Origin of the sequence: Streptomyces sp. NPDC057253 (assembly GCF_042669125.1) — a bacterium.
Classification (GTDB): domain Bacteria; phylum Actinomycetota; class Actinomycetes; order Streptomycetales; family Streptomycetaceae; genus Streptomyces.
This window is the reverse complement of record NZ_JBHUXV010000043.1, coordinates 17,446-41,962: the sequence shown is the minus strand read 5'-3', so window position 1 is coordinate 41,962 and position 24,517 is coordinate 17,446. Positions and strand designations below refer to the sequence as shown.

The 24,517-nt window shown below is 71.1% G+C and carries 24 protein-coding genes, 1 tRNA gene and 1 pseudogene; 16 read left to right on the top strand and 10 right to left on the bottom strand.

What is annotated here, in order from left to right:
* Positions 1 to 83: 83 nt before the first annotated feature.
* The 3 genes from ACFULQ_RS23570 to ACFULQ_RS23560 form a co-directional block, all read right to left on the bottom strand.
* Positions 84 to 284 carry a DUF397 domain-containing protein gene (locus ACFULQ_RS23570; protein WP_383546900.1) on the bottom strand — a complete coding sequence of 67 codons (201 nt, stop codon included), beginning with the start codon at positions 282 to 284 and terminating at the stop codon, positions 84 to 86.
* A 9-nt stretch (positions 285 to 293) separates the two neighbouring features.
* Positions 294 to 800 (bottom strand): DUF6082 family protein, encoded by a 507-nt coding sequence (locus ACFULQ_RS23565; RefSeq protein ID WP_383546940.1) that lies wholly within the window; start codon positions 798 to 800, stop codon positions 294 to 296.
* A 509-nt stretch (positions 801 to 1,309) separates the two neighbouring features.
* A tRNA-Cys gene (locus ACFULQ_RS23560) sits at positions 1,310 to 1,381 on the bottom strand.
* Positions 1,382 to 1,639: 258 nt separating this feature from the next.
* Here ACFULQ_RS23560 and ACFULQ_RS23555 point away from each other — a divergent pair.
* The 4 genes and pseudogenes from ACFULQ_RS23555 to ACFULQ_RS23540 all read left to right on the top strand — a co-directional run bounded on the left by ACFULQ_RS23555 (position 1,640) and on the right by ACFULQ_RS23540 (position 6,127).
* The gene (locus tag ACFULQ_RS23555) at positions 1,640 to 3,094 is read left to right on the top strand and encodes an MFS transporter (protein ID WP_383546897.1); all 1,455 of its coding nucleotides are present in this window, start codon (positions 1,640 to 1,642) and stop codon (positions 3,092 to 3,094) included.
* A gap of 14 nt (positions 3,095 to 3,108) precedes the next feature.
* Positions 3,109 to 3,268 (top strand): annotated as a pseudogene (locus ACFULQ_RS23550) (type II toxin-antitoxin system death-on-curing family toxin); the annotation flags it as partial.
* A gap of 134 nt (positions 3,269 to 3,402) precedes the next feature.
* A complete protein-coding gene (locus ACFULQ_RS23545; RefSeq protein ID WP_383546895.1) occupies positions 3,403 to 5,193 on the top strand; it encodes a DEAD/DEAH box helicase in 1,791 nt (596 codons plus the stop codon).
* A gap of 292 nt (positions 5,194 to 5,485) precedes the next feature.
* Positions 5,486 to 6,127, top strand: coding sequence for an IclR family transcriptional regulator (locus ACFULQ_RS23540; protein WP_031041623.1), 642 nt, complete (start codon positions 5,486 to 5,488; stop codon positions 6,125 to 6,127).
* A gap of 172 nt (positions 6,128 to 6,299) precedes the next feature.
* Here ACFULQ_RS23540 and ACFULQ_RS23535 read toward each other — a convergent pair whose 3' ends face one another.
* Complete coding sequence (locus ACFULQ_RS23535; RefSeq protein WP_383546893.1) at positions 6,300 to 7,853, bottom strand: PucR family transcriptional regulator; 1,554 nt, start codon at positions 7,851 to 7,853, stop codon at positions 6,300 to 6,302.
* A gap of 113 nt (positions 7,854 to 7,966) precedes the next feature.
* On the opposite strand from ACFULQ_RS23535, the gene ACFULQ_RS23530 reads away from it, so the two are divergent.
* From ACFULQ_RS23530 to ACFULQ_RS23520, 3 genes are all read left to right on the top strand, one after another.
* On the top strand, positions 7,967 to 8,788 hold the full coding sequence (locus ACFULQ_RS23530) for a chorismate synthase (RefSeq protein WP_383546892.1): 822 nt from the start codon (positions 7,967 to 7,969) through the stop codon (positions 8,786 to 8,788).
* Entirely contained in the window at positions 8,785 to 9,894 is a 1,110-nt protein-coding gene (gene menC / locus ACFULQ_RS23525) for an o-succinylbenzoate synthase (protein ID WP_383546891.1), read from the top strand. Before ACFULQ_RS23530 ends, menC begins: the two co-directional genes overlap by 4 nt.
* Before the next feature lie 198 nt (positions 9,895 to 10,092).
* Positions 10,093 to 10,884 carry a PDZ domain-containing protein gene (locus ACFULQ_RS23520; protein WP_383546890.1) on the top strand — a complete coding sequence of 264 codons (792 nt, stop codon included), beginning with the start codon at positions 10,093 to 10,095 and terminating at the stop codon, positions 10,882 to 10,884.
* Between the two features lie 59 nt (positions 10,885 to 10,943).
* Here the strand turns inward: ACFULQ_RS23520 and ACFULQ_RS23515 are convergent, their stop codons facing one another.
* The 3 genes from ACFULQ_RS23515 to ACFULQ_RS23505 form a co-directional block, all read right to left on the bottom strand.
* Positions 10,944 to 11,126, bottom strand: coding sequence for a hypothetical protein (locus ACFULQ_RS23515; protein WP_383546889.1), 183 nt, complete (start codon positions 11,124 to 11,126; stop codon positions 10,944 to 10,946).
* A gap of 11 nt (positions 11,127 to 11,137) precedes the next feature.
* Positions 11,138 to 11,713: an ArsR/SmtB family transcription factor gene (locus tag ACFULQ_RS23510; protein ID WP_383546888.1), complete on the bottom strand. Its 576-nt coding sequence runs from the start codon at positions 11,711 to 11,713 to the stop codon at positions 11,138 to 11,140.
* 125 nt (positions 11,714 to 11,838) lie between these two features.
* Positions 11,839 to 12,318: an Lrp/AsnC family transcriptional regulator gene (locus ACFULQ_RS23505; RefSeq protein ID WP_383546886.1), complete on the bottom strand. Its 480-nt coding sequence runs from the start codon at positions 12,316 to 12,318 to the stop codon at positions 11,839 to 11,841.
* 126 nt (positions 12,319 to 12,444) lie between these two features.
* Here ACFULQ_RS23505 and hppD point away from each other — a divergent pair, with 126 nt between their 5' ends.
* From hppD to nthA, 4 genes are read left to right on the top strand one after another with little or no spacing between them, the layout of a single operon-like run.
* Positions 12,445 to 13,590 (top strand): 4-hydroxyphenylpyruvate dioxygenase, encoded by a 1,146-nt coding sequence (gene hppD / locus ACFULQ_RS23500; RefSeq protein ID WP_383546884.1) that lies wholly within the window; start codon positions 12,445 to 12,447, stop codon positions 13,588 to 13,590.
* Positions 13,591 to 13,631: 41 nt separating this feature from the next.
* On the top strand, positions 13,632 to 13,913 hold the full coding sequence (locus tag ACFULQ_RS23495; RefSeq protein ID WP_383546882.1) for a hypothetical protein: 282 nt from the start codon (positions 13,632 to 13,634) through the stop codon (positions 13,911 to 13,913).
* Positions 13,906 to 14,214: an SH3-like domain-containing protein gene (locus tag ACFULQ_RS23490; RefSeq protein WP_383546880.1), complete on the top strand. Its 309-nt coding sequence runs from the start codon at positions 13,906 to 13,908 to the stop codon at positions 14,212 to 14,214. Before ACFULQ_RS23495 ends, ACFULQ_RS23490 begins: the two co-directional genes overlap by 8 nt.
* Entirely contained in the window at positions 14,201 to 14,788 is a 588-nt protein-coding gene (gene nthA / locus ACFULQ_RS23485) for a nitrile hydratase subunit alpha (protein ID WP_383546879.1), read from the top strand. The genes ACFULQ_RS23490 and nthA overlap by 14 nt, the downstream gene beginning before the upstream one ends.
* 10 nt (positions 14,789 to 14,798) lie before the next feature.
* On the opposite strand, the gene ACFULQ_RS23480 is transcribed toward nthA, so the two are convergent.
* Positions 14,799 to 16,304: a tetratricopeptide repeat protein gene (locus ACFULQ_RS23480; RefSeq protein ID WP_383546878.1), complete on the bottom strand. Its 1,506-nt coding sequence runs from the start codon at positions 16,302 to 16,304 to the stop codon at positions 14,799 to 14,801.
* Between the two features lie 92 nt (positions 16,305 to 16,396).
* Here ACFULQ_RS23480 and ACFULQ_RS23475 point away from each other — a divergent pair, with 92 nt between their 5' ends.
* On the top strand, positions 16,397 to 17,803 hold the full coding sequence (locus ACFULQ_RS23475) for an FAD-binding oxidoreductase (protein WP_383546877.1): 1,407 nt from the start codon (positions 16,397 to 16,399) through the stop codon (positions 17,801 to 17,803).
* A gap of 16 nt (positions 17,804 to 17,819) precedes the next feature.
* Here the strand turns inward: ACFULQ_RS23475 and ACFULQ_RS23470 are convergent, their stop codons facing one another.
* Entirely contained in the window at positions 17,820 to 18,296 is a 477-nt protein-coding gene (locus tag ACFULQ_RS23470; RefSeq protein WP_383546876.1) for an SsgA family sporulation/cell division regulator, read from the bottom strand.
* A gap of 253 nt (positions 18,297 to 18,549) precedes the next feature.
* On the opposite strand from ACFULQ_RS23470, the gene ACFULQ_RS23465 reads away from it, so the two are divergent.
* Together ACFULQ_RS23465 and ACFULQ_RS23460 are read left to right on the top strand one after the other, a co-directional pair.
* The gene (locus tag ACFULQ_RS23465) at positions 18,550 to 20,205 is read left to right on the top strand and encodes an RDD family protein (RefSeq protein WP_383546874.1); all 1,656 of its coding nucleotides are present in this window, start codon (positions 18,550 to 18,552) and stop codon (positions 20,203 to 20,205) included.
* Between the two features lie 89 nt (positions 20,206 to 20,294).
* The gene (locus ACFULQ_RS23460) at positions 20,295 to 20,927 is read left to right on the top strand and encodes an RDD family protein (protein WP_383546872.1); all 633 of its coding nucleotides are present in this window, start codon (positions 20,295 to 20,297) and stop codon (positions 20,925 to 20,927) included.
* Between the two features lie 144 nt (positions 20,928 to 21,071).
* Here the strand turns inward: ACFULQ_RS23460 and ACFULQ_RS23455 are convergent, their stop codons facing one another.
* Positions 21,072 to 21,332: a hypothetical protein gene (locus ACFULQ_RS23455; RefSeq protein ID WP_383546870.1), complete on the bottom strand. Its 261-nt coding sequence runs from the start codon at positions 21,330 to 21,332 to the stop codon at positions 21,072 to 21,074.
* A gap of 336 nt (positions 21,333 to 21,668) precedes the next feature.
* Between ACFULQ_RS23455 and ACFULQ_RS23450 the strand changes: the two genes are divergently transcribed.
* Entirely contained in the window at positions 21,669 to 24,017 is a 2,349-nt protein-coding gene (locus ACFULQ_RS23450) for an immune inhibitor A domain-containing protein (protein ID WP_383546868.1), read from the top strand.
* A gap of 114 nt (positions 24,018 to 24,131) precedes the next feature.
* A complete protein-coding gene (locus ACFULQ_RS23445; protein ID WP_356460900.1) occupies positions 24,132 to 24,473 on the top strand; it encodes a hypothetical protein in 342 nt (113 codons plus the stop codon).
* Positions 24,474 to 24,517 lie beyond the last annotated feature (44 nt).

The following is a 24,517-nucleotide window of genomic DNA, read 5'->3' as shown; positions in this document are numbered from 1 at the left end:
TCTCTTTATCCCCCCTCTTTCTACAGTGGGGGATAGCTGCCTTGCGGGCCTGTGTAGCATGCTTTAGAAGATTCAGGCTATTCCTAAGTCGGAACTGGTTCACCACTTGAGAGGTCAACGATAAAATGGAGCCAAGCCCTTGTCGTGAGACGCATTTTTGTGTTTTCTGAGTCACCAGGGGCGTGCTTTGAGTCTCGCACGTAAACGCTAGAACCTATCCACCGCACCTCAACGCATGCATCCGCTCCCCCGCCGCAGAATGATGACCTTACCCATGGCTGCATTGATCGCTCCTACTCAGGGTCTGCTGCATCAACACAAAAGAACTGTGAAGATGGCAAGGGTGGCCCTTCGGCCTCGGCCTCTTGGAAAGCTCGATCCATGATCTCCAGAAAGCTCTTCCCCTTTCGGCCCCCGGTCGCCCCTATGTCCTTCCAGCTGGCGCCCCAAGTGGCCCAGTACTCGCGTCCAATATCTCCTCGGAACAGTCGGATTGCGAGCAGCGGTAAGATTTCGTTACTGCTGCGAAGTCGGTGTTCCGTGTACCAAAAACTCAGAATCATATTCACGTAGACAAACTGGCGCCATCGCTCCTGTGTTATGGGGTGTGGGTGGGGGCCCCAACAGACAAGAAGGGACGGGTCGTCGAAGGCCCGCAATAGAAGACCTTGCTGTGTCGCCCGGCTGGCTTCGATGTGGCTGATATGTGCTTGTCGTGCTTGGTAACCCAGGGACGCGATCGCCCCCAGTAGTGCAATCGCGGATAAAGGGACAGAGATCGCCGCATAAGTTTGACTCATCTCGCTGAGTTGAGCCCAATCCATTCCAGATGGTGCTATCCAGCGCAACAGGAATGGCGAGTAGATTATTAGTGCAATAGTGCACAGTCCTGCTGCAGCCCAGATGAATAAGCGCCTTAGGCTGGAATGGTACACGTCTCACCCCTCCGTTTCTCGGTCGGGAATGGGTATGATGCCTGAATTTGTTGGGGTAGGCAAGATGACGTCCAATCGTGGCTCTCGCGGCAGGAATGAATGGTGGGGCCCGTGGGCCAGGAATGGCTTACGAGGTCATCCGGCATCCATGTGGCGGAGAGCCCAAAGCTGCCCCCTGGCTTCGGGCTGGTTCGACCGTCGTCCGTGCACGGCCGAGGTTGCTGAGCTCGCCTGAGCGGTGCCCGCGTGAGGTATGGCGCGGCGGTAGCAGAGTCGCTGAGTATGGCAATTGAGACGGGAACTGAGACGGACTACCGAAAGGGCGACACCCATGGAAGGGTGCCGCCCTTTCGTTCTGCCTGGTCAGGCGCTTGAGGCCGTGGCGGGAATCGAACCCACGTAACTCGCTTTGCAGGCGAGCCCCTAAACCACTCGGGCACACGGCCGTCACCGGGCTTGGTCGTGTGGTCCGTTGCGAGCACACGGCCGGGTCGGTGGGAGTGGAGGCTCCCTGTCGAGCTCGGTGAGATGACCGTATGGCGGGGGTGCGGGTGTACTCAAGGGGAGCGTGGGGGCTGCAACGGGACTGCCATACGCCGTTCATGAAGGGGGGCCGGGGCGGGGTGGTCGTACGACCAACGTCTCAGGGCTACCTGGGCTTTTGACAGGGGTCAAGTCGGGGTGTGGGCCTTACGCTGGCCCGCATGGCAGCCCTGGAACCGCGTGGTGTCGGTGTCGACGATGATGCTGGAGTTTCGTTCGGTTGTGAGAGTGCGGAGGGGGTGCTGGGGGCCTCCTATCGGGCGCTCAGCGTCGGGATCGTGTCCGTCGTCGTGCTGGTTGCCTTTGAGGCGACCGCTGTCGGGACCGCCATGCCTGTTGCGGCGCGGGAGTTGGACGGGGTCGGGCTGTACGCGTTCGGGTTCTCCGGGTACTTCACGACCAGCCTCTTCGGGATGGTCGTCAGCGGGCAGTGGGCCGATCGGCGGGGGCCGGTCGGGGCCCTGACCGCGGGGATCGCCGGGTTCGGGGCCGGGTTGTTGCTGTCCGGGACCGCCGGGGCGATGTGGTTGTTCATTCTCGGGCGGGCCGTGCAGGGGTTCGGGGGCGGGCTGGTCATCGTCGCGCTGTACGTCGTCGTCGGGCGGGCCTATCCCGAGCGGTTGCGGCCCGCGATCATGGCGGCGTTCGCGGCGGGGTGGGTCGTGCCGTCCGTCGTGGGGCCGCTCGCGGCCGGCGCGGTGACCGAGCAGCTCGGCTGGCGCTGGGTGTTCGTCGGCATCCCGGTGCTGGTCGTCTTCCCGCTGGCCCTCGCCCTTCCGCAGATACGGCGACGGGCTGCGGGACCGGTGGCCGGCAAGGCCCCCGGCGGCGTCGACCGGCGCCGCATCCGGCTAGCCCTCGGGATCTCCCTCGGCGCCGGGCTCCTCCAGTACGCCGCCCAGGATCTGCGGCCCCTCTCCCTGCTCCCCGGTCTCGTCGGCGCCGCGCTGCTCGTGCCGGCCGTGCTCGGGCTGCTGCCCCGCGGCACGTACCGGGCGGCGCGCGGGCTGCCCTCCGTCGTGCTGCTGCGCGGGGTCGCCGCGGGGGCCTTCGTCTCCGCCGAGTCCTTCGTGCCGTTGATGCTGGTCACCCAGCGAGGGCTGTCGCCGACGCTCGCCGGGTTCTCGCTGGCGGCCGGCGGGGGGACCTGGGCGCTGGGGTCGTGGGTGCAGGCCCGGGCGCGGGTGGAGCCGTACCGGGAACGGCTGATGACCGCGGGGATGGTGCTCGTGGCCGCCGCGATCGCCACCGCGCCGAGTGTGCTGATCCACTCCGTGCCGGTCTGGACGGTCGCCGTCGCGTGGGCCTTCGGCTGTTTTGGGATGGGGCTGGTGATCTCCTCGACCAGCGTTCTGCTGCTCCACCTCTCCGCCCCCGAGGAGGCCGGCAGCAACTCCGCGGCCCTCCAGATCTCCGACGGCCTCTCGAACGCCCTGCTGCTGGCCGCGGGCGGGGCGGCCTTCGCGGCGATGGGCGGGGGTGCGGTGAGTCATACGGTGACGGGCGCGTCCGGCACCGGGCATCCCGGCGCCTTCGCCGCGGTGTTCCTGCCGATGGCGGGGGTGGCGCTGGTGGGGGCGTGGGTGACTACGCGGTTGCGGACGCCACGTTCGTGAGTGGTAGCAACTCGACGGGAACGGTGTCCTGTGTCGTCTTCCTGGCGATGTACGACGTCCAGTTGCGGGCGGACATCGACGCGGCCGAGCGGCTGGTCATCGCGGTGGCGAACCGGTGGTGTGGACGAGGTCAAGGCCATCTCCGAGGCTCTGCGGGACCTGTCCGAGCGGTGATGTGACCTCCGTCCCACCCCCACCCGCCCCGGCCCCGTTCGCGCGTTGACACGCGGGGGCCGCCGGTAAGGTGACCCGGTCGTCGTACACCGCCGTAGAAGACACCGCCCAGCCGCTCGACCCCGACGGAGACCGTGACTACCACCGCCGCCTCCTCCCATCACCTTTCTCCGGCCTTCCCCGGCCGCGCCCCCTGGGGTACCGCCAACAAGCTGCGTGCCTGGCAGCAAGGGGCGATGGAGAAGTACGTCCAGGAGCAGCCGCGTGACTTCCTGGCCGTCGCGACTCCCGGTGCAGGCAAGACGACCTTCGCCCTCACCCTCGCCTCCTGGCTGCTGCACCACCACGTCGTGCAGCAGGTGACCGTCGTCGCGCCGACCGAGCACCTGAAGAAGCAGTGGGCCGAGGCGGCGGCGCGGATAGGGATCAAGCTGGACCCCGAGTACAGCGCGGGGCCGCTCGGCAAGGACTACCACGGCGTCGCGGTCACCTACGCGGGTGTGGGCGTACGGCCCATGCTGCACCGCAACCGCGTCGAGCAGCGCAAGACCCTCGTCATCCTCGACGAGATCCACCACGCCGGTGACTCCAAGTCCTGGGGCGAGGCCTGCCTGGAGGCCTTCGAGCCGGCCACCCGAAGGCTCGCGCTCACCGGTACGCCCTTCCGGTCCGACACCAATCCCATCCCCTTCGTGACGTACGAGGAGGGGAACGACGGCATCCGGCGGTCCGCCGCCGACTACACCTACGGCTACGGCAACGCGCTCGCCGACCACGTCGTGCGGCCCGTCATCTTCCTCTCCTACAGCGGGCAGATGCGCTGGCGGACCAAGGCCGGTGACGAGATCGCCGCCCGGCTCGGCGAGCCCATGACCAAGGACGCGATCAGTCAGGCCTGGCGTACGGCGCTCGACCCGCGCGGTGAGTGGATGCCGAGCGTGCTGCGCGCCGCCGACCAGCGCCTCACCGAGGTCAGGAAGGCCATCCCGGACGCGGGCGCGCTCGTCATCGCCTCCGACCAGGACTCCGCCCGCGCCTACGCCAAGCTGATCCGGGAGATCACGGGCACGAAGGCCACGCTCGTCCTCTCCGACGACGCCGGTGCCTCCAAGCGCATCGACGACTTCAGCGCGAGCAACGACCGGTGGATGGTCGCCGTACGCATGGTGTCCGAGGGCGTCGACGTCCCCCGGCTGGCGGTGGGGGTGTACGCCACGACCATCTCCACGCCGCTCTTCTTCGCCCAGGCCGTCGGCCGTTTCGTACGGTCCCGGCGGCGCGGCGAGACCGCCTCCGTGTTCCTCCCGACCGTCCCCGACCTCCTCACCTTCGCCAACGAGATGGAGGTGGAGCGGGACCACGCCCTCGACAAGCCGAAGAAGGAGGGCGAGGAGGACCCGTACGCCGAGTCCGAGAAGGAGATGGAGGAGGCGAACAAGGAGCAGGACGAGGACACCGGCGAGCAGGAGCAGTTCTCCTTCGAGGCGCTGGAGTCCGAGGCCGTCTTCGACCGCGTCCTCTACGACGGCGCCGAGTTCGGTATGCAGGCGCACCCGGGGAGCGAGGAGGAGCAGGACTACCTCGGGATCCCGGGCCTCCTCGAACCCGACCAGGTGCAGCTGCTGCTCCAGAAGCGGCAGGCCCGGCAGATCGCGCACAGCCGCAAGAAGCCGGACAGCGAGGCCGACCTCCTGGAGCTGCCCGCCGAGCGGCGGCCCGTCGTCTCGCACAAGGAGATGATGGAGCTGCGCAAGCAGCTCAACACCATGGTCAGCGCCTACGTCCACCAGAGTGGCAAGCCGCACGGCGTGATCCACACCGAGCTGCGGCGGGTGTGCGGGGGGCCGCCGAGCGCGGAGGCGACGGCGGGGCAGCTGCGGCAGCGGATCGCCAAGGTGCAGGAGTGGGCCACCCGGATGCGGTGAGCGGGGCACCTGTCCCCACGGGCGAGCATTTCAGGACAAACAGACTGGTTCGTACCGGCTGCTGCCCGGATTCTGGACGGAGGCTTCCGCTGAGCGAACCCGCTTCGCTACTGTCCCGCTACGCACACGCCCCGTGGCAGCGCCGCCGCGGAGCGCAGCCGTGAAGCGACGCGGCCCGGAACAGACCGGGCCGCCGGCCGATCGGCGGCCTCTGAAGCGCGTCACCGACGGGACCTGGTGACGCACCGCCGCGAGGGGGCTGCCGACCTCACCACTTGGAGGAGTGGGCGTCGTGACCGCGGAGACCTCTCAGACGCTTGACCGGGGACTGCGCGTCCTCAAGCTCCTGGCCGACACGGACCACGGGCTCACCGTCACCGAGCTTTCCAACAAACTGGGCGTGAACCGGACCGTGGTGTACCGGTTGTTGGCCACGCTGGAGCAGCACGCCCTCGTACGGCGGGATCTGGGCGGTCGTGCCCGGGTCGGGCTCGGGGTGCTGCGGCTGGGGCGCCAGGTGCATCCGCTGGTACGGGAGGCCGCGCTGCCGGCGCTGCGGTCGCTGGCCGAGGACATCGGGGCGACGGCGCATCTCACGCTGGTCGACGGTGCGGAGGCGCTCGCCGTGGCCGTCGTGGAGCCGACCTGGACGGACTATCACGTGGCCTACCGCGCCGGTTTCCGGCATCCCCTGGACCGCGGTGCCGCGGGCCGGGCGATCCTCGCCGCCCGGCAGCAGGGCTTCGGGGAGCCGGGGTACATGCTGACGCACGGCGAACTGGAGGCGGGGGCGAGCGGTGCGGCCGCGCCCCTGCTGGGGGTCACCGGCGTCGAGGGCAGCGTGGGCGTCGTGATGCTGGCCGACGCGGTACCGGAGCGAGTGGGACCCCGGGTGGTGGACGCGGCCCGCGAGGTCGCGGAGGCACTGCGCTGACGTCAGGGGGGCACTGCGTTGGCGTCAGCGGGGGCGTCAGCGGGGGCGTCGGCGAGGGCACGGCGTCGGCCGAGGCTCTGCGCCGGCGACCGCGGACGTCCGATACCCCTGCCTTCCTGGCCTCCGTCAGCCCCCGGCCCCATCGGCCCCGCCCCCGATCCCCCCGCCCCCATCAGCCGCGCATCGGCCCCAACCCAGCCAGCACCCTCAACTGCAACCACAGCACCAGGCGTTCGTCCGGGTCGTCCAGGTCGATTCCGGTGAGTTGGCGTACCTGTCTCAAGCGGTAGCGGCACGTGTTGGGATGGACGGCGAGCAGTTTCGCCGCCCCCGCCATGTCGCACCCCGCGTCGAACCAGCACACCAGCGTGCGTGCGTGGTCGGTGCCGTGCTTCTCGTCGTGGGCCAGCACCCTCCGCCACGAACCCGCGCTCAACTCCCGTCGCTCACCGAGCACTTCGGCGAGGCGCAACAGGGTGACCCGGGGCCGGACCTCGTCGACCGTGGCCACCGGCAGCGAAGGGCCCAGCAGCCGCAGCACCACGTCGGCGTCCGCCCGCGAGCCCGCCGCCTCCCCGAGCCCCGCCACCACCGCGCCCAGCCCCGCCCGCACCGGCACCCTCAGCGCCTGCCCGGCTCCCGCCACGATGTGCTCCGCCAGCCGCCGGTGCCGGCCCCCGGCGTCCGCCCCGACCGCCGGCAGCACCGCGTACACCACCCCGTCGACCAGCACACACGCGTGCCGCCCGTAACGGGCCTCGCAGTGCAGCCGTACGACGTCCAGCAGCCGCAGCCCGGTCTGCTCGGCGTCCGGGAGGCCGGCCGCATCCAGCGCGAACGCGGCCACCCGCAGCGGCCCCTCGACGCCCAGCCGAGCCGCCGACTCGGCCGCGTCCGCCGTCCCGTCCAGCACCCGGCGCAGCAGATCGCCGGCCCGGTGCCGGGCCAGTTCCTGGGCCGCACGCGCCCGTAGCAGCAACAGCGCAGCCGTCGACGCTCCCTGGACGAGCGTCTGAGCCGCGTCCGCCGCGAGGGTGCCGTCGTCCACGACCCACACCGAGCCCAGGGTCTCCCCGCCGGCCCGCACGGCCACCGCGAGGCGGGGCAGGGCGCCCTCCCGGAGCGCGGGCAGCCGGACCGGCGCGTCGGCCGCGAACAGCGTCCGGTACTGCTCGGCGTTGCCCCGGCCGGTCGGCACCTGGAGGCCCAGGATGCCCTGGCGGCGGTCCTCGTCGACCGGCTGCCCGGGGACCGTGGAGTAGGCGAGGATCCGCCGGCGGGGGTCCTCGACCGCGGTGGCCCCGCCGGTCGCCGCCGCGATGGCGTCGGCCAGCGCGAACAGGTCGCCGTGGCCGCCCGCCGACGGTACCGGGCGGGCGCCGATCGCCGAGGCGAGCAGCAGGTGCGCCTGGTGCCAGGCGGTGTCCTCGGGGACCGACAGCAGCGCCACTCCGTACGCCTGCGCCTCGGCCGCCGGGCCGTCGGGGCCGCGCACCACCAGACCGGTCATCCCGGCCGCCGCGGCGGCCCGCACCAGCGGCCCGGCCGCCGCCGCCCGCGTCCCGACCGCCAGCAGCAGCGCGCCCGGCGCCCGGGGGAGCGGGGCCTCGGCGTCGTGCAGGAGGACCTCCGTGACCGGGGTGCCGAGCCCGGCGGGGGCGGCGTGCAGGCGCAGCGAGGTGCCGCCGACGACGTCGAGGAGGTCGCCGAGGGTGCAGGCGTCCATGGGTGCCCCCAGCAGATGCTTTGGCCAGTCTTTGGCCGATCTTCAAACGAACGTACGCATCTGTTGTACGACCGCACAACCCCGTGTGTCCGGTCGGCCCCGACACTCGGCTCATGACCGCAGTGAGCATCCGTACCGTCCACGACGTCGCCGGCCTCGACGCCGTCAGCGCGTACTTCGGCGAGGTGTGGCGGACCCCGCGCACGGCCCCGCCCTATCCGGCCGAGGTGCTGCACAGCCTGGTCCACTCGGGCGGCGCGGTGCACGCCGCGCACGAGGGGGACCGGCTGACCGGGGCCGCCGTCGCCGTGTTCGGGGCGCCCGCCGCCAAGGAGGCGTACTCGCTGGTCGCCGCCGCGGAGCCGGGGCGCGGGCAACTGGTGAAGGAGGCCCAGCGGGCGTGGGCGCTCGGTCTCGGCGCCCGCACCATGCGCTGGACCTTCGACCCGCTGGTCGCCCGCAACGCCCGCTTCAACCTCGTCAAGCTGGGCGCGACGGCCACCGAGTACCTCGTCGACTTCTACGGCCCCATGACGGACGGCGTGAACAGCGGCGACGAGAGCGACCGGCTGACGGTGACGTGGGAACTGGCGGCGCCGAGGCGGCCGTACGACGACGGTGGTCGGTCCGATCTGTCGTACGACGGCGGTGATCGGTCCCATCTGTCGGACGGCAGCGGTGATCGCGAGGCCGCGCCCGCCACGCACCGCGGCCCCGACGGCGCCACCCTCGCCCGGCGCGACCTCGCCGGCCGGCGGATCTGGTGCCGGGTCCCGGACGACGTGGTCAAGCTGCGGGCCGCCGACCCGGTGCTCGCGCTGCGCTGGCGGCGGGCCGTGCGCGAGGTGTTCACGGAGGCTTTCGGACAGGGGTTCCTGGCTACCGGGATGTCCCGCGACGGTTGGTACACACTCACCCGGGAGGACACGGAATGAAGCTCGAACGCGTCGAGGTCGTCCATGTGGAGATCCCGCTGGTCAGCCCGTTCCGGACCTCCTTCGGCACGATGACGACCAAGGACACCTTCCTGCTCCGTGTCGTCACCGACACCGCCGAGGGCTGGTCGGAGTTCGCCGCCGATCCGCGGCCGCTGTACTGCTCGGAGTTCGTGGCCGGCGCGGAGCTCGTGCTGCGGGACTTCCTGGTGCCGCGGGTGGCGGCGCTGCCGGAGCTCACGGCGGCCGCGGTGGGGTCGGCCATGGCGAGGATCAAGGGCCACGAGCTGGCGAAGGCGGCCCTGGAGACGGCGGTCCTGGACGCGGAGCTGCGCTCGTACGGCATGCCGCTGGCGGTGTATCTGGGCGCGGTCCGCGACCGGGTGCCGGCGGGGGTGTCGGTGGGGATCAAGGAGTCCGTGCCGGAGCTCCTGGAGGCCGTCGAGGGGTATCTCGACGAGGGGTACGTGCGGATCAAGCTGAAGATCGAGCCCGGCTGGGACCTCGAGCCGGTACGGGCCGTGCGCGAGCGCTTCGGCGCCGGGCTGCCCCTCCAGGTCGACGCCAACACGGCGTACACGCTCGCCGACGCGGAACACCTGCGGCGGCTGGACGAGTTCGGGCTGCTGCTGATCGAGGAGCCGCTGGAGGAGAACAACCTCTACGGCCACGCACGGCTCCAGGAGCGGCTGTCGACCCCCGTCTGTCTCGACGAGTCCCTGCACAACGCCCGCGACACCGCCTCCGCGATCGCGATGGAGGCCTGCCGGGTGGTCAATGTGAAGCCCGCGCGCGTGGGCGGCTATCTGGAGGCCCGCCGCATCCACGACGTGGCCCGCGCGCACGGCGTACCGGTGTGGTGCGGCGGCATGCTGGAGACGGGCATCGGCCGCGCCCCGAACCTCGCCCTCGCCGCCCTGCCCGGCTTCACCCTCCCCGGCGACACCTCCGCCTCCGCCCGCTACTTCGCCGAGGACCTCACGGAGCCGTTCGTCCTGGAGGACGGCCACCTGCCGGTGCCGCGGACCCCGGGCATCGGCGTCGAGCCGCTTCCCGACGCCCTACGCCGCTTCACGCGCGCGAGGCGGGATCTGTACGGGAGCTGACCGGCCCATGAGGCAGGGGGCGCGCCTCGCGGGAGGGATCCGTACGGGGACTGACCCGGCTCGTGGGGCGGGATCTGTGCAGGGTGGACCGGCTCGCGGGGCGGGATCCGTGCAAGGGCTGACCGGCCCGTGAGGCGGGATCTGTGCAGGGGCTGACCGGCTCGTGGCCGGAAGTGACCGCCGCGTTAGATTGATCCCGTGCTCTCACGCCTCACGCGCCCCCAGGCCGTCGCCGTCTGTGCCCTGCCCGTCGTGGCGCTGGTCGCCACGGCCCTCTTCGCGCCGCTGCCGTTCTCGCTCGCGCAGCCCGGCCTGACGGCGAACGTCCTCGGCGACAACCAGGGCACACCGGTGATCACCATCTCCGGCGCGCAGGTGCGTCCGACGAGCGGACAGCTGCGGATGACGACCATCGAGGCGACCGGCCCCGACACCCACGTATCGCTCGGGGACGTCTTCGACAGCTGGTTCCGCAAGGACCGTGCCGTCATGCCCCGTGACGCCGTCTATCCGAGCGGGCAGAGCGTCAAGGAGATCGAGCAGCACAACACCGAGCAGATGCGCCAGTCCCAGGACGCGGCGACCGAGGCGGCGCTGAACTACCTGAAGCTGAGCGACAAGAAGGTCAAGGTCACGCTGACGCTCGCGGACGTCGGCGGGCCGAGCGCGGGCCTGCTGTTCACGCTGGGGATCATCGACAAGCTCGACGGCGACGGGTCCGGGGGTGAACTGACCGGGGGCCGGACCATCGCCGGGACCGGCACGATCGACGCGGACGGCACGGTCGGCGCGGTGGGTGGCGTGGCGCTGAAGACGCAGGCCGCGAAGCGGGACGGGGCGACGGTGTTCCTGGTCCCGAAGGCGGAGTGCGCCGACGCCAAGGGGGAGCTGCCGAAGGGGCTGCGCCTGATCCCGGTGACCTCCCTGAAGGGGGCGGTGAGCGCGCTGACGGCGCTGGAGAGCGGCAAGGGGTCCGTCCCCGCCTGCTAGGCGCCGATGCTCCGGTGCGCCCGTGCTCCAGTGCGCCGCTGTTCTAGTGCCCCGCTGCTCTAGTGCGCCAGGACCGGCCTCGGAGCGGCCAGCCGGAGTCCGACCTCCACGAGGGTCCAGCCGAGGCGGGTCCGGATGGCGTACGGCTGCCTGGCCTGGGCCGCGAGCCGGTAGGCGTCGGCCTCGGCGCGGAGGTCGGCGGCGCGGGTGTGGTGCTGGGACAGGTAGGTGTCGTAGTGCATGGCGGGACCCCTCAGCTCGTCTCGGTCGGGAACAGGTGCGTGTGGACGCGTACTTGCTCCGCGCCGGGGTCCTCGTCGGTGACCCGGCCGCGGTAGTCGTTGATCAGGGCGTGCATCCTGCCGATGAGCTCGGCGGCCAGCTCGGGGGTGAGCTGGAGCGTCATGTCGCTCATGTCGGAGCTCTGGGCCCACTCGGAGGACCAGCGGTCCCAGGTGCCGAGCCAGCCGGACAGCTCGCGGGCGTGTGAGGCCGCGACCTCGTGCAGATAGATCTCGGCCATGCCGAGCACTTCAGGTCCCGCGCCCTCGAACTCGGTGGCTTCGAAGGTCAGTCCCTGGTCCACGGCCTTCCACCACCGCTCGCGCCCCTTGCCGTGCTCCGGGGCGTCCGTGATGAAGCCGTGCTCGGCGAGCTGGCGCAGGTGGTAGCTGGTCGCGCCGCTGGACTCGCCCAGTCGCTCGGCGAGCATCGACGCGGTGGCGGGACCGCGGCGGCGCAACGCGTTCAGCAGCTCCATCCGCAGGGGATGGGCCAGCCCGCGCAGTGAACGGGCGTCCAGTTTCCGTGTCTTCGGCTCTTCCGGCATGCGTACAAAGGTAGCTATGCAAAGAGCTCTTTGCAACACCTTTTTTGCATGGACTTCTTTGCAAGGGCTTCTTTGGAACCCGACGCACCCGACGCACCCGGCGCATCGAGCCGCCGCCGTCGCGGTCAGGCCCGGACCGAGTCCTCCGCCGCCTGCTCCACCAGCGGGATGATCCGCAGCGGAACGGGGTTCTCCATGACGATCGCCGTGGAGGCCCGGACGATCCCGTCGAAACCGACGACCCGGTCGATCACCCGCTGGAGATCCGCGTTGGAGCGGGCCACCAGCCGGCACAGCATGTCCCCGCTGCCGGTGGTGGTGTGCAGCTCCAGCACCTCGGGCACGGTCGCCAGGTGCGCCCGTACGTCGGCGCCCTGCCCCTGCCGGATCTGGAGCGTGGCGAACGCGGTCACCGGGTAGCCGAGCGCCGCCGGATCGACCTGCGGACCGAATCCGCGGATGACTCCGCTCGACTGAAGCCGGTCCAGCCGGGCCTGCGCGGTCCCCCGGGCCACCCCCAGTCGCCGGGACATCTCCAGCACCCCGATCCGCGGCTCGCGCGCGAGGAGCACGATGATCCGTCCGTCCAGCTCGTCGATCCCCACGAGGGCCTCCCCATCCGATGGTCATCCTGTACAGAAAGGCCGCCGACACGGCCGTACGACTGAACACATTGTTCAGCGATGACGCGAACTATTGCGCACCTTGCAGAGTGGGGCCAGGCTTCCCGCATGACGCAGACCACACACCACACTCCCGACACCGCCCGGCAGGCCGATCCCTTCCCGGTCAAGGGAATGGACGCGGTCGTCTTCGCCGTCGGCAACGCCAAGCAGGCGGCGCACTACTACTCGACCGCCTTCGGCATGCGGCTCGTCGCGTACTCCGGACCGGAGAACGGCAGCCGCGAGACCGCGTCGTACGTCCTCGAGAACGGCTCCGCCCGTTTCGTGTTCACCTCCGTCATCAAGCCCGCCACCCCCTGGGGCCACTTCCTCGCCCAGCACGTGGCCGAGCACGGCGACGGCGTGATCGACCTCGCGATCGAGGTCCCGGACGCCCGCCGCGCCTACGACTACGCCCTCGAACACGGCGCCCGCCCGGTGGCCGAGCCGTACGAGCTGAAGGACGAGCACGGCACGGTCGTCCTCGCCGCGATCGCCACCTACGGCGAGACCCGCCACACCCTGGTCGAGCGCACCGGCTACGACGGCCCCTACCTCCCGGGCTTCGCCGCGGCCGCCCCGATCGTCGAGCCGCCCGCCCACCGCACCTTCCAGGCCATCGACCACTGCGTCGGCAATGTCGAGCTCGGCCGGATGAACGAGTGGGTCGGCTTCTACAACAAGGTCATGGGCTTCACGAACATGAAGGAGTTCGTGGGCGACGACATCGCCACCGAGTACAGCGCCCTGATGTCGAAGGTCGTGGCCGACGGCACCCTCAAGGTGAAGTTCCCGATCAACGAGCCCGCCATCGCCAAGAAGAAGTCCCAGATCGACGAGTACCTGGAGTTCTACGGCGGCGCCGGCGTCCAGCACATCGCGCTGAACACCAACGACATCGTGCAGACCGTACGGACCATGCGCGCGGCCGGAGTCCAGTTCCTCGACACCCCCGACTCCTACTACGACACCCTGGGCGAGTGGGTCGGCGACACCCGCGTCCCCGTCGACACGCTCCGCGAGCTGAAGATCCTCGCCGACCGCGACGAGGACGGCTATCTGCTGCAGATCTTCACCAAGCCGGTCCAGGACAAGCCGACCGTGTTCTTCGAACTCATCGAGCGGCACGGCTCGATGGGCTTCGGCAAGGGCAACTTCAAGGCCCTGTTCGAGGCCATCGAGCGGGAGCAGGAGAAGCGCGGAAACCTCTAGCCGTACGTCTGCCGCCTGCTCGTTGCTCGTAGGCTGGCCCCATGGCCAGGATCAACGACGTGGGCGGCACGCAGGGATTCGGCGCGATCGACACCACCGACGACACCGAGCCCTTCCACGCGGACTGGGAGGCCCGGGTCGTCGGGCTCTACAACACCCTGCGCGCGCAAGGGGCCTTCAACACCAACGAGTTCCGGGACGCGATCGAGTCGATGCCGCCGGGCGAGTACCTGGCGGCCTCGTACTACGAGCGCTGGTTCACCGCGATCTGCGCGCTGCTGGAACGCAAGGGCGTGATCGGGCCGGGTGAGCTCGATGACTGACGCGCACCCGGCGGCCCCGGACCGCTTCCCGCCCGGCACCAGGGTCCGCACCTACCGCCACGACCCGCCGCACCACACCCGCCTGCCGAGGTACGCGCGCGGCAAGCGGGGCGTGGTCGTCGAGCCGGAGGGCCCGGACGAACTGGCCGACGTCAGCGCACAGGGGCGCGGCGACGCACCCGTCGAGCAGATCTACGCGGTCCGCTTCGAGGCCCGCGACCTGTGGGGCGAGGGCGACCACCACGTCGTACTGGACCTGTGGGAGAGCTATCTGGAGGAGGACCCCGATGACGAGCGGTGACCACCACACCGACGCCACGATCGCCCGGCGGGTACGGCGGCTTGAGACCCTCCTGGAGGAGAAGGGGCTGATCACCGGCGAGCGCCTGGACGAGGCGATCGACGCGTTCCTCGCGGAGTCCTCCCCGGCCAACGGCGCCCGGGTCGTGGCCCGCGCCTGGACCGACGACGCCTACCGGGCCCGGCTGCTCGCGGACGGCACGGCCGCCGTCCGTGAACTCGGCTACATGGAGGGCTCGTTCCAGCGCCTGCGGGTGGTCGAGAACACCGAGTCCCGTCACAACGTCGTCGTCTGCACCCTCTGCTCCTGCTACCCGCTCCGCCTGCTCGGCCCGTCCCCCAGCTGGTACAAGTCCGAGGCCTACCGCTCCCGGGTGGTGCGCGAACCCCGCGAGGTCCTGCGGGAGTTCGGCCTCTCCCTGCCCGCGTCCGTGGACATCACGGTGTGGGACTCCAGTGCGGAAACCCGCTACCTGGTGCTGCCCCGCAGGCCGGACGGCACGGAAGGACTGGGCGAGGAGGAACTGGCGGCCCTGGTGACGAGGAACGCCCTCATCGGTACGGCCGCGGTCTGACACGCGACGGTCACCGGTACGGCCGCGGTGTGACTCCTTCCGCGTCCATCTCCGGCAGGCCCTCCTCCGGCACGTCCCCCAACGCCGCCAGCGCCTGCTCCGCCGACGGCGCCCACAGGGGTGAGAACCAGGGGTTGATCCGCAGCGCCTCCTGGAGGTGCCGGCGCGCGGGCGAAGGCTGTCCCAACTCCCCCTCGATCATGCCCAGGTGGTACATGTACGGCGCGCTGCGCACCCCGCCCCCGTGCACCCTGTCCGTCGCGATCCGGGCGTACCGCACCGCCTCCTCGTTCTCGCCCGCCCGGTGCAGCGCCCACCCCAGCGCGTCCGCCACCTCGATCCCCGGCTGCCGCACCCACTCGGCCCGCAACCGCCGTACGGCAGAGGCCGGTTCACCGTGGTCCGCCTCGAACCGCCCCAGCACCAGCTCCTCGTCGGCCCCGCCGCCCGCCGCCCTCCGCACCGCCGCCCGCAGCAGGTCGTACTGCGCCCGGGCCGCGTCCCACAGCCCCATGGACTCGTACAACTCGCCCAGTTCCAGGGCGTACTGCGGCAGCGGCTGCTTCGCGAGAGCCGCCCGGTACGCCTGCACGGCCCGCGTCCGACGGCCCAGCGCCGCCAGCGCCCGGCCCCGCCCGGCCTGCGCGGCCCGTTGGTCGGGGTCGACGCGGAGGGCCTCCTGGAAGTGCCGCAGCGCCTCCTCGCGGTCGCCGCGCTCGAAGGCCAGCTGCCCGCCCCGCTCCAGGTACGCGGCCCGCTCGGCCGGTGTCCGGGCCGTGGCCGCCGCGTCGGACAGGGCGGCCGCCGCGTCCTCGCGCCGGCCCCGGTCCCGGTACACGGCCGCCGCCCTGGCCATGACCGCCGGTCCCGACCGCAGCTCCAGCAGCAGCTCCAGCGTCCTGCCGACCGCCTTGTAGTCACCGAGACCCGTGTACGCGTCGATCAGCACCGGATACGTCGTCCACCGCTTCGGCTCCAGCTGCCGGGCCTCCTCGCCCCAGGCCAGGGCCGCCCGGAAGTCCCGGCGGGTGTTCGCGAGGGCGCCCAGACCGGCGAGGGCCTCCGCGGTGCGCCGCACCTTCAGGGAGGTCCGCAGCGCGTCCTCGGCCTTCGGATAGAACGCCGTGTCGGCCGTCCGGCGCCCCTGTTCGGCGTACGCCGTCCCGAGCACCGCCCACGACCCGGCGTCCCGCGGCTGCCGGCGCAGCAGGCTCTCCCGCTCACGGATCAGCACCGCCAGGTCGGGCAGCGCGGCCGGCACCCCGCCGGCGACCGCCGTCAGCGCCTGGGCGCCGGGGGCCGGAGCGGGAGCGTGGGACGCCGGGCCCCCCGAGGGCGGCAGCAGCATCAGCGTCGTACCGAGCACCGCGCAGCCGGCGACCGCGGCGATCACGTACCGCAGCTGCGACCGGGCCCGCCGCGTCCCCCGCCGTGTCTCCTCCCCGCCGTCCTCCGTGAGCGGTTTCTCCGTGACCGGTTTCTCCGTCGCCGGGTTCTCCATGGCGCTGTTCTCCATGGCGCTCACTGTGCGTCAGTACGACGACCGCCCCCCGGCACGCGGCAGCTGCCGCAGACGGGGTTCACACCGATGGCCCCCGGTGCGACGCTGTGATCATGAGCCGTATCGAAGCGCCCCTCGACGAGGTCACCGGCAACCTCGTCGACCGTCTGCTGAGTGGTCTGCCCGCCGAGACCGTCCTCGTCGACCCGGACGTCACGGCCTCCTACGCCAATGACATGGCGAGCTTCTGCCCGGCCGGCGCCCCGGCCGTGGTCGTGCTGCCGCGCACGGTCGAGCAGGTCCAGCACGTCATGCGCATCGCCACCGAACTGCGCGTCCCGGTCGTCCCGCAGGGTGCCCGCACGGGCTTGTCGGGCGGGGCCAACGCCTCCGACGGCTGCATCGTGCTCTCCCTGACGAAGATGGACCGGATCCTGGAGATCAACCCGGTCGACCGCATCGCCGTCGTCGAACCGGGGGTCGTCAACGCGACCCTCTCCCGCGCGGTCAACGAACTCGGCCTCTACTACCCGCCGGACCCCTCCAGCTGGGAGATGTGCACGATCGGCGGCAACATCGGCACCGCCTCCGGGGGACTGTGCTGCGTGAAGTACGGCGTGACGGCGGAGTACGTCCTCGGCCTCGACGTCGTCCTCGCCGACGGGCGGCTCATGTCCACGGGCCGCCGTACCGCGAAGGGGGTCGCCGGATACGACCTGACCCGCCTCTTCGTCGGCTCCGAGGGCTCGCTCGGGATCGTCGTCCAGGCGACCCTGGCGCTCAAGCCGCAGCCGCCCGAGCAGCTGGTGCTGGCCGCGGAGTTCGCCTCCGGCGCCGCCGCCTGCGACGCGGTGTGCCGGATCATGGAGGGCGGGCACGTGCCGTCCCTCCTCGAACTGATGGACCGTACGACGGTCAAGGCCGTCAACGACCTCGCGCACATGGGGCTCCCGGAGACCACGGAAGCCCTGCTGCTGGCCGCCTTCGACACCACGGACCCGGCGGCCGACCTCGCCGCCGTGGGCGCGCTGTGCGAGGCCGCGGGCGCCACCCAGGTCGTCCCGGCCGACGACTTCGCCGAGTCCGAACTCCTGCTCCAGGCCCGCAGGCTGTCCCTCACCGCCCTCGAAGCCGTCAAGGGCACCACGATGATCGACGACGTGTGCGTGCCGCGCTCCCGGCTCGGCGAGATGCTCGAAGGGACCGAGCGGATCGCCGAGAAATACCAGCTCACCATCGGTGTCGTCGCCCACGCGGGGGACGGCAACACCCACCCCACGGTCTGCTTCGACGCCGGTGACCCCGACGAGTCCCGGCGGGCCCGTGAGTCCTTCGACGAGATCATGGCCCTCGGCCTGGAGCTCGGCGGCACCATCACCGGGGAGCACGGGGTGGGCGTACTGAAGAAGGAGTGGCTCGCCCGCGAGATCGGCCCGGTGGGGGTGGAGATGCAGCGGGCCGTGAAGGGCGTCTTCGACCCGCTGGGGATCCTGAACCCCGGCAAGCTGTTCTGAGCGTGCGCGCCAAGCCTCACTCCCCGTCCGCCGACTCGTCGCCCGGCCACGGGTCGCACAGCCACATGTCGTCGGCCGGGGTAGGGGTCAGCAGCTCGGCGAGACCGTCGTCGATGCCGAGCTGCTCCGCCTCGGAGCCCGGCGGGACCACCCTCAGCGTGCGCTCCAGCCAGGCCGAGACCTGCGCGGCCGGGGCCTCCAGGAGGGCGTCGCCGTCGGGGGAGCTCAGCGCCATCAGCACCAGGCCGCGGCCGTCGCTCTTCGTCGGCCACACCCGCACGTCCCCGTGCCCGCACGGGCGGAACACCCCCTCCACCAGGAGTTCGCGGGCGAAGGTCCAGTGCACGGGGTGGTCCGAGCCGACGTGGAAGGTGACGTGGACGGCGAAGGGGTCGTCGCTGCGGTAGCTCAGCCGGGCCGGGACCGGGATGCTGCGCTCGGGCGACAGGATCAGTCTGAGCTCCAGTTCGCGCTCAACCACGGTGTGGTGCATGTCGTTCGTTCCTCTCTCGGCTCCGGAGCGGGTCCTGTGGTGGGCCCGTACGAGGGAGAGGGGGCGGGGGCCGGGATCATTACGCGGGTTCGGCGAACTTTTTTCCGGCGGTACCGCGGGCGGTGGTACCACGGGCGGTGCCGGGTCGTGCGCAAAAGGGGTGGGTCCGGTGGGACTGGCGGTGGGTCCTGCGCCGGTCTGATAGATGTGGACCCCCCTCTATTGACCCCCGAGCAGATACGGGACGACGGACATGAGCGCCCCAACCCCGGCACCCGGTGACGACAGGCCCCGCGAGGGCTACTACCCGGACCCGTCCATTCCTGGATATGTCCGTTACTGGAACGGCGCTTCCTGGGTGCCGGGCACCAGCCGTCCCGCTCCGGCGGACGGCGAACCGCTCGCACCTCCGCAGGGCTCGGCTTCCGGCCCGGCTCCGGTCGAGGAGACCGGCCCGCACTTCTTCGACGAGGACCCGGTGGGCGAACCGGGCCACGCCGACGCCCAGCACGGCAACCGCCCCGAGCCCGCCTCCGCGTGGGCCGCCGACCGGGCCCACCAGGCGGGCTTCGGCGGCGACCAGGACCGCAGGGTCTCCTGGGGGTCCCCGCAAGGCGCCGCGCAGGCTCAGCAGGGTGCCGCGTACGGCGGAACTCAGCAGGACGGGGCGGTGGGCGGGCCGCAGGGCGCTCAGCAAGGTGGGGCGCACGGCGGGGCGCAGGGTGCCCGGCAGGGCGTACCGCAGCAGGGCGGTCCGCAGGGAGCCGACCCGAGGATCGCCGCCACGGGACAGCCCTCCGGCGGGGGCGCTCCGGCCCAGCCCGACGGCCACGCGAACCGCACCGACGGCACCGCGACGATCCCGCCCGCCGAGCCGGACGAGGACGGCGGCACGCGTGTCTTCCGCAGGCCCGCTGCGGGAGCCCCCGCCCCCGATGACGGCACCATGACGTTCCGCGCGCTCTCCCCGCGCACGGCACAGCAGGGCGGGGGTCCCGGGGCGCAGAACGGAAGCACGCCCGGACCGGCGTATTCCGGCCCCACCGCACAGGGCGGCCCCGGCACGCCCGGCACAGGCGCATCGGGCGGCCCCGGCTTCGGGGCCGGCAAGGCCGCCGCCGAGCGGGCCGCGGCCGCCGGTGCGGCGGGCGCGCAGGGCGCCGCCTCCGCCGCCACGGCCCTGTCCGGCCCCCAGCAGTCCACGCCCCCCTCCGGCCCGCAGACGGCCCCTCCGGGCGTGCCGCACCAAGGGCAGCCGCCCGCCGGTACTCTGCCGCCCGCCACCCCCATGAGCGTCGGCTCCGGTGGCGGTCAGCCCTCCTGGGCCCAGCAGGTGCACCGGCTCGCCGGGCCCGACGAGGAGCAGCCCGCGCCCTGGAAGCCGCCGGTGGAGGACATCTTCCAGGCGGCCGCCCGCCGCCAGGCCGCAGCGCGCCCCGCGGGCCTGGGCAAGCGCCTGGCCGCCCGTCTCCTCGACACCCTCGTCGTCGGCGCCGTGACCGCCGTGGCCGCCGTCCCCCTCGGCACCAAGGCCGCCGACCACATCAGCGAGAAGGTGGACGCGGCCAAGCTCTCCGGCGAGACCGTGACGGTCTGGCTGCTGGACGGCACCACGTCGGTGTACCTCGCCGTCGTGGTCGCCGTGCTCCTGGTCGCCGGCACCCTCTACGAGGCGCTGCCCACCGCCAAGTGGGGCCGCACCCTCGGCAAGAAGCTGCTCGGTCTGGAGGTGCGGGACATCGAGGGCCACGAGCCCCCGGCCTTCGGCGCGGCCCTGCGTCGCTGGCTCGTCTACAGCGTGCCGGGACTGCTCGGCATCGGTCTCGTGGGTGTCCTGTGGTGCCTGTTCGACCGGCCGTGGCACCAGTGCTGGCACGACAAGGCCGCGCATACGTTCGTGGCGGGCTGACCGGGTCCCGCGAACGGCGTACAGGATTCGGTACTCCGGACGGCCGCTCGCCGGATGCGGAGCCGGGGGGTTCGCGGTCGACTCGGGCCATGAGCAGTGAACCGCCCCCCGACTCCGGCCGGCAGCCGCCGGATGACGACCCGTTCAGGAAGCAGCCCCCGCCTGCCGAGGGCTCGGGATCGCCGTACAGCACTCCGCCGCCCCCGTCGTACGGCGGAGGTCCCTACGGCGGTGGTGACCCGTACGGCAGCGGCCCCACCGACCCGCTCGCCGGCATGCCCCCACTGGCCCCCAGCGGCCGGCGCACGCTCGCCCGCATCATCGACATGATCCTGGTGGGTATCGTCGTCTGGCTGCTCACCTGGGGCTTCGGGGTGAACGAGTACGACGTCAGCAGCGACAACATGCAGTACGGCAAGTCGCTCGCCCAGTCGGCGCTCGCGGCGGTGCTCTACATCGCCTACGACACCGTCCTGATCACCCGGTCCGGGCAGACGCTCGGCAAGAAGTGGCTCGGGATGCGGGTGGCCAACCTCGACAACGGCTCCACGCCCTCCGTGCAGAGCACGCTGACCCGCTCCGCGGTCCTGTGGATCCCGTTCGCCTTCTGCTGCGCCTGCATCTGGACCGCCATCTCGGGCGGCTGGAGCTACTTCGACAAGCCCTACAAGCAGGGCCTGCACGACAAGGCGGCGAAGACGGTGGTGGTCAGCACCGGCTGATCACGAGCCGGTCCTCGCGTCCGGCGCGGACCGCGGACCGCGAAACGCCGACCGCGAGACGCCGCCGACGGCAACGCGGCCGTGGTCCGGCTCGGCCCGAAGGACTCGGGCGATCCGGACCACGCGGCTCGGTGAAGGCGGTCTTCAGGCGGCGGTCTTGGAGCCCGTGGCCACGGCCGGCACGGGTTCCTCCGCTGTCCGCTGGGCGGGCTTGCGCAGCGCCACCACACGGGACTTGGGCTGCGGAACCGTCAGGGCGACCAGGAGGCCGAGCGCGAGCGCTGAGACGGCGATGATCGCGATCCCCACGGTCGAACTCGTCTGTGACAGCAGCAGCATGGCGAGCGTCGAGAAGATGACGGTGATCGAACCGTAGGCGAGCTGTGCGGCGGTCGGACGAGGCATGGCAATCGGTCCTCGGAATTGGGGATCCACGGGGGGTGTCGGCCTGGCATTCCGCCGACATCCGGGCGTTCCGCCAATCGACTCTAATCGCCTGTGTGCCCGAGTGGAACGAACGGTAAGCGTGACCTAACCAACAGTGCCGGAGCACAGGGGGCGCACGGAGTCATGGCGTCCACCAAGTGGACATCTGTGCGCGCCTGTTCTGTTGCGGTCATGTGTCCGCAATGCGAACGCCCGCTTCCGATAATGCATTTGACGGGTGCAAGTCAAGGTCTGTCTTTTCTCCCCAACCTTTAGTCAAATACCGGTCACTTGCCTGATAGGGGAGAGGTACAAGTGACGGACAGATCCTGGACGTTCAGGACGGCCGCGACGGTCGTGGCGATAGCCGCGGCCTCGGCCACGTTCTCGACGTTCGCCGTGGCACAGGCCGCGGAGAAGCCCGCGGGCACCCCCGCGGTGGACCGGCAGGACCCGCAGCCTGCCAAGGCCAGGGAGCACGACTTCGACGGCCCGTACAGCCGCACGCAGGACGCCCAGCGTGAGGAGGCGCTCCAGCAGGTCATCGCCGGACAGGCGACGGTCAAGGAGAAGGACGGCTCGAAGGTCGTCCAGCTCAAGAGCCGCAAGGGCGACAGCAAGTACGTCGAGCTCGGCCGCGAGAAGACCGACAAGATCTTCACGATCCTCGTCGAGTTCGGCGACCAGGTCGACCCCCGCTACGGCGGCACGCCCGGCCCGCTGCACAACAGCATCGAGGCGCCGGACCGCGCGACGAACAACAGCACCGACTGGCAGGCCGACTTCGACCGGGCCCACTACCAGGACCTGTACTTCGGCGACGGCAACGCCACGCTCAAGTCCTACTACGAGAAGCAGTCCTCGGGCCGCTACTCGGTCGACGGCGAGGTCACCGACTGGGTCAAGGTGCCCTACAACGAGGCCCGTTACGGCTCCAACGACGCCGCCACCGGCGCCTGGTACGCGGTCCAGGACGGCGTCAACGCCTGGGTCGCCCAGCGCGAGGCCGCCGGCGACTCGGCCGCCGAGATATCCGCCGAACTCGCCGAGTTCGACCAGTGGGACCGCTACGACTACGACGGCGACGGCGACTTCAACGAGCCCGACGGCTACATCGACCACTTCCAGATCGTGCACGCCGGCGAGGACGAGTCCGCGGGCGGCGGCGCCCAGGGCGCGGACGCCATCTGGGCGCACCGCTGGTACGCCTTCGGCACCGACAAGGGCGTCACCGGTCCCGACACCAACAAGCGCGGCGGCACCGAGATCGGTGACACCGGCGTCTGGGTCGGCGACTACACCATCCAGCCGGAGAACGGCGGTCTGGGCGTCTTCGCCCACGAGTACGGCCACGACCTCGGCCTGCCCGACGAGTACGACACCTCCGGCGGCGGCGAGAACTCCACCGGCTTCTGGACGCTGATGTCCTCCGGCTCCTGGCTCGGCACCGGCAAGGACGCGATCGGTGACCTGCCCGGCGACATGAACGCCTGGGACAAGCTCCAACTGGGCTGGCTGGACTACGAGGTGGCCAAGGCCGGCAAGCGCTCCGGCCACAAGCTGGGCGTCGCGGAGTACAACACCAAGAACCCGCAGGCCCTGGTGGTCCAGCTGCCGAAGAAGTCGGTCACCACCGAGGTGACCGCCCCGGCGCAGGGTGCCACCCAGTGGTGGAGCGACACCGGCGACGACCTCGAGAACACCCTGACCCGCACGGTCGACCTCACCGGCAAGTCGGCCGCCTCCCTCACCCTCGACGGCTGGTGGGACATCGAGCAGGACTACGACTACCTGTACGCCGAGGTCTCCACCGACGGCGGCGCCAACTACACCCCGATCGACGGCACGTTGGCCGACGGCACCGCGATCCCGCGGGACGGCAGCGGCAAGCCGGCCCTCACCGGCTCGGTGACGGCGTACCAGAAGCTGACCTACCCGCTGAACGCCTACGCGGGCAACAAGGTCAGCCTGCGCTTCCGTTACGCCACCGACGGCGGTACGTCCCTCAAGGGCTTCGCCGCCGACGAGATCACGGTGACCGCGGACGGCACGGCCCTCTTCTCGGACAACGCGGAGAGCGCGGACGCGGCCTGGACGGCGAAGGGCTTCCGCCGGGTCGGCGCGTCCTTCACCGACGAGTACGCGCAGTACTACATCGCCGAGAACCGCCAATACGTGTCGTACGACAAGGTGTTGAAGGTCGGTCCCTACAACTACGGCTTCTCGACGACCCGTCCGGACTGGGTGGAGCACTACGCCTACCAGAACGGCCTGTTGATCTGGAAGTGGGACACCTCCCAGAAGGACGACAACACCAGCGCGCACGCGGGCCGGGGCCTGATCCTGCCGATCGACTCGCACCCGACCCCGCTGAAGTGGTCCGACGGCACGCTGATGCGCAACCGCATCCAGGCCTACGACTCCACCTTCGGCTGGTACCCGACGGACGGCATGACGCTCCACAAGGCCGACGTCGCGACGAAGATCAAGTCCCAGCCGGGTGTCCCGGTCTTCGACGACGGACGCTCGACGTACTACGACGAGACCAACCCGCTCGCGGGCGTCAAGATCACTGACACCAACACGCGGATCACGATCGTCAAGGAGCCCCTGAACGGCTCGACGATCACGCTCCAGGTCGGACCTTCGGCAAAGAAGAGGTAAAGTAGCAGTTCAGAAGCGTATCGGCGGCAACCCCTGGCGGGTTGCCGCCGACTCGTGTTTAGGTGCGTCCTGTGGCTTCCTTATTGACACCGACGCACACGGGGGTGTGACTGCATGGCCGCAGGAGGTTTCTGCAAGCTGCCGAACGGCACGGTGGTGGTGGCGTTGAACCTGCCCCGACCGCCCGCCGCCGGCTGCGGCAGCATGCGGGTGCTCGTCCACGCCCAGAACCGGGCGCGCGCCCTGACCAGGCTGCGCAACCTGGGCCTGCGCGCGGTCTACCTGCGGGGCAACGCGGCGCCCCCGAGCCCCGACGAGATCACGGCCGTACTGCACCACCCGGACGGCCTCATATGGCGTACCGCCCCTGACAACGCTGTCTCGGGCGGTCCCGAGCTCGCCCAGGAGCTGTGGCACCCGATCAGGATGCTGAGGCGCCCCGCGGCACCGGCATGACGATCCCCCCGAGGGCGGCTGCCCTCGGGGGGATCCCCGTCCCC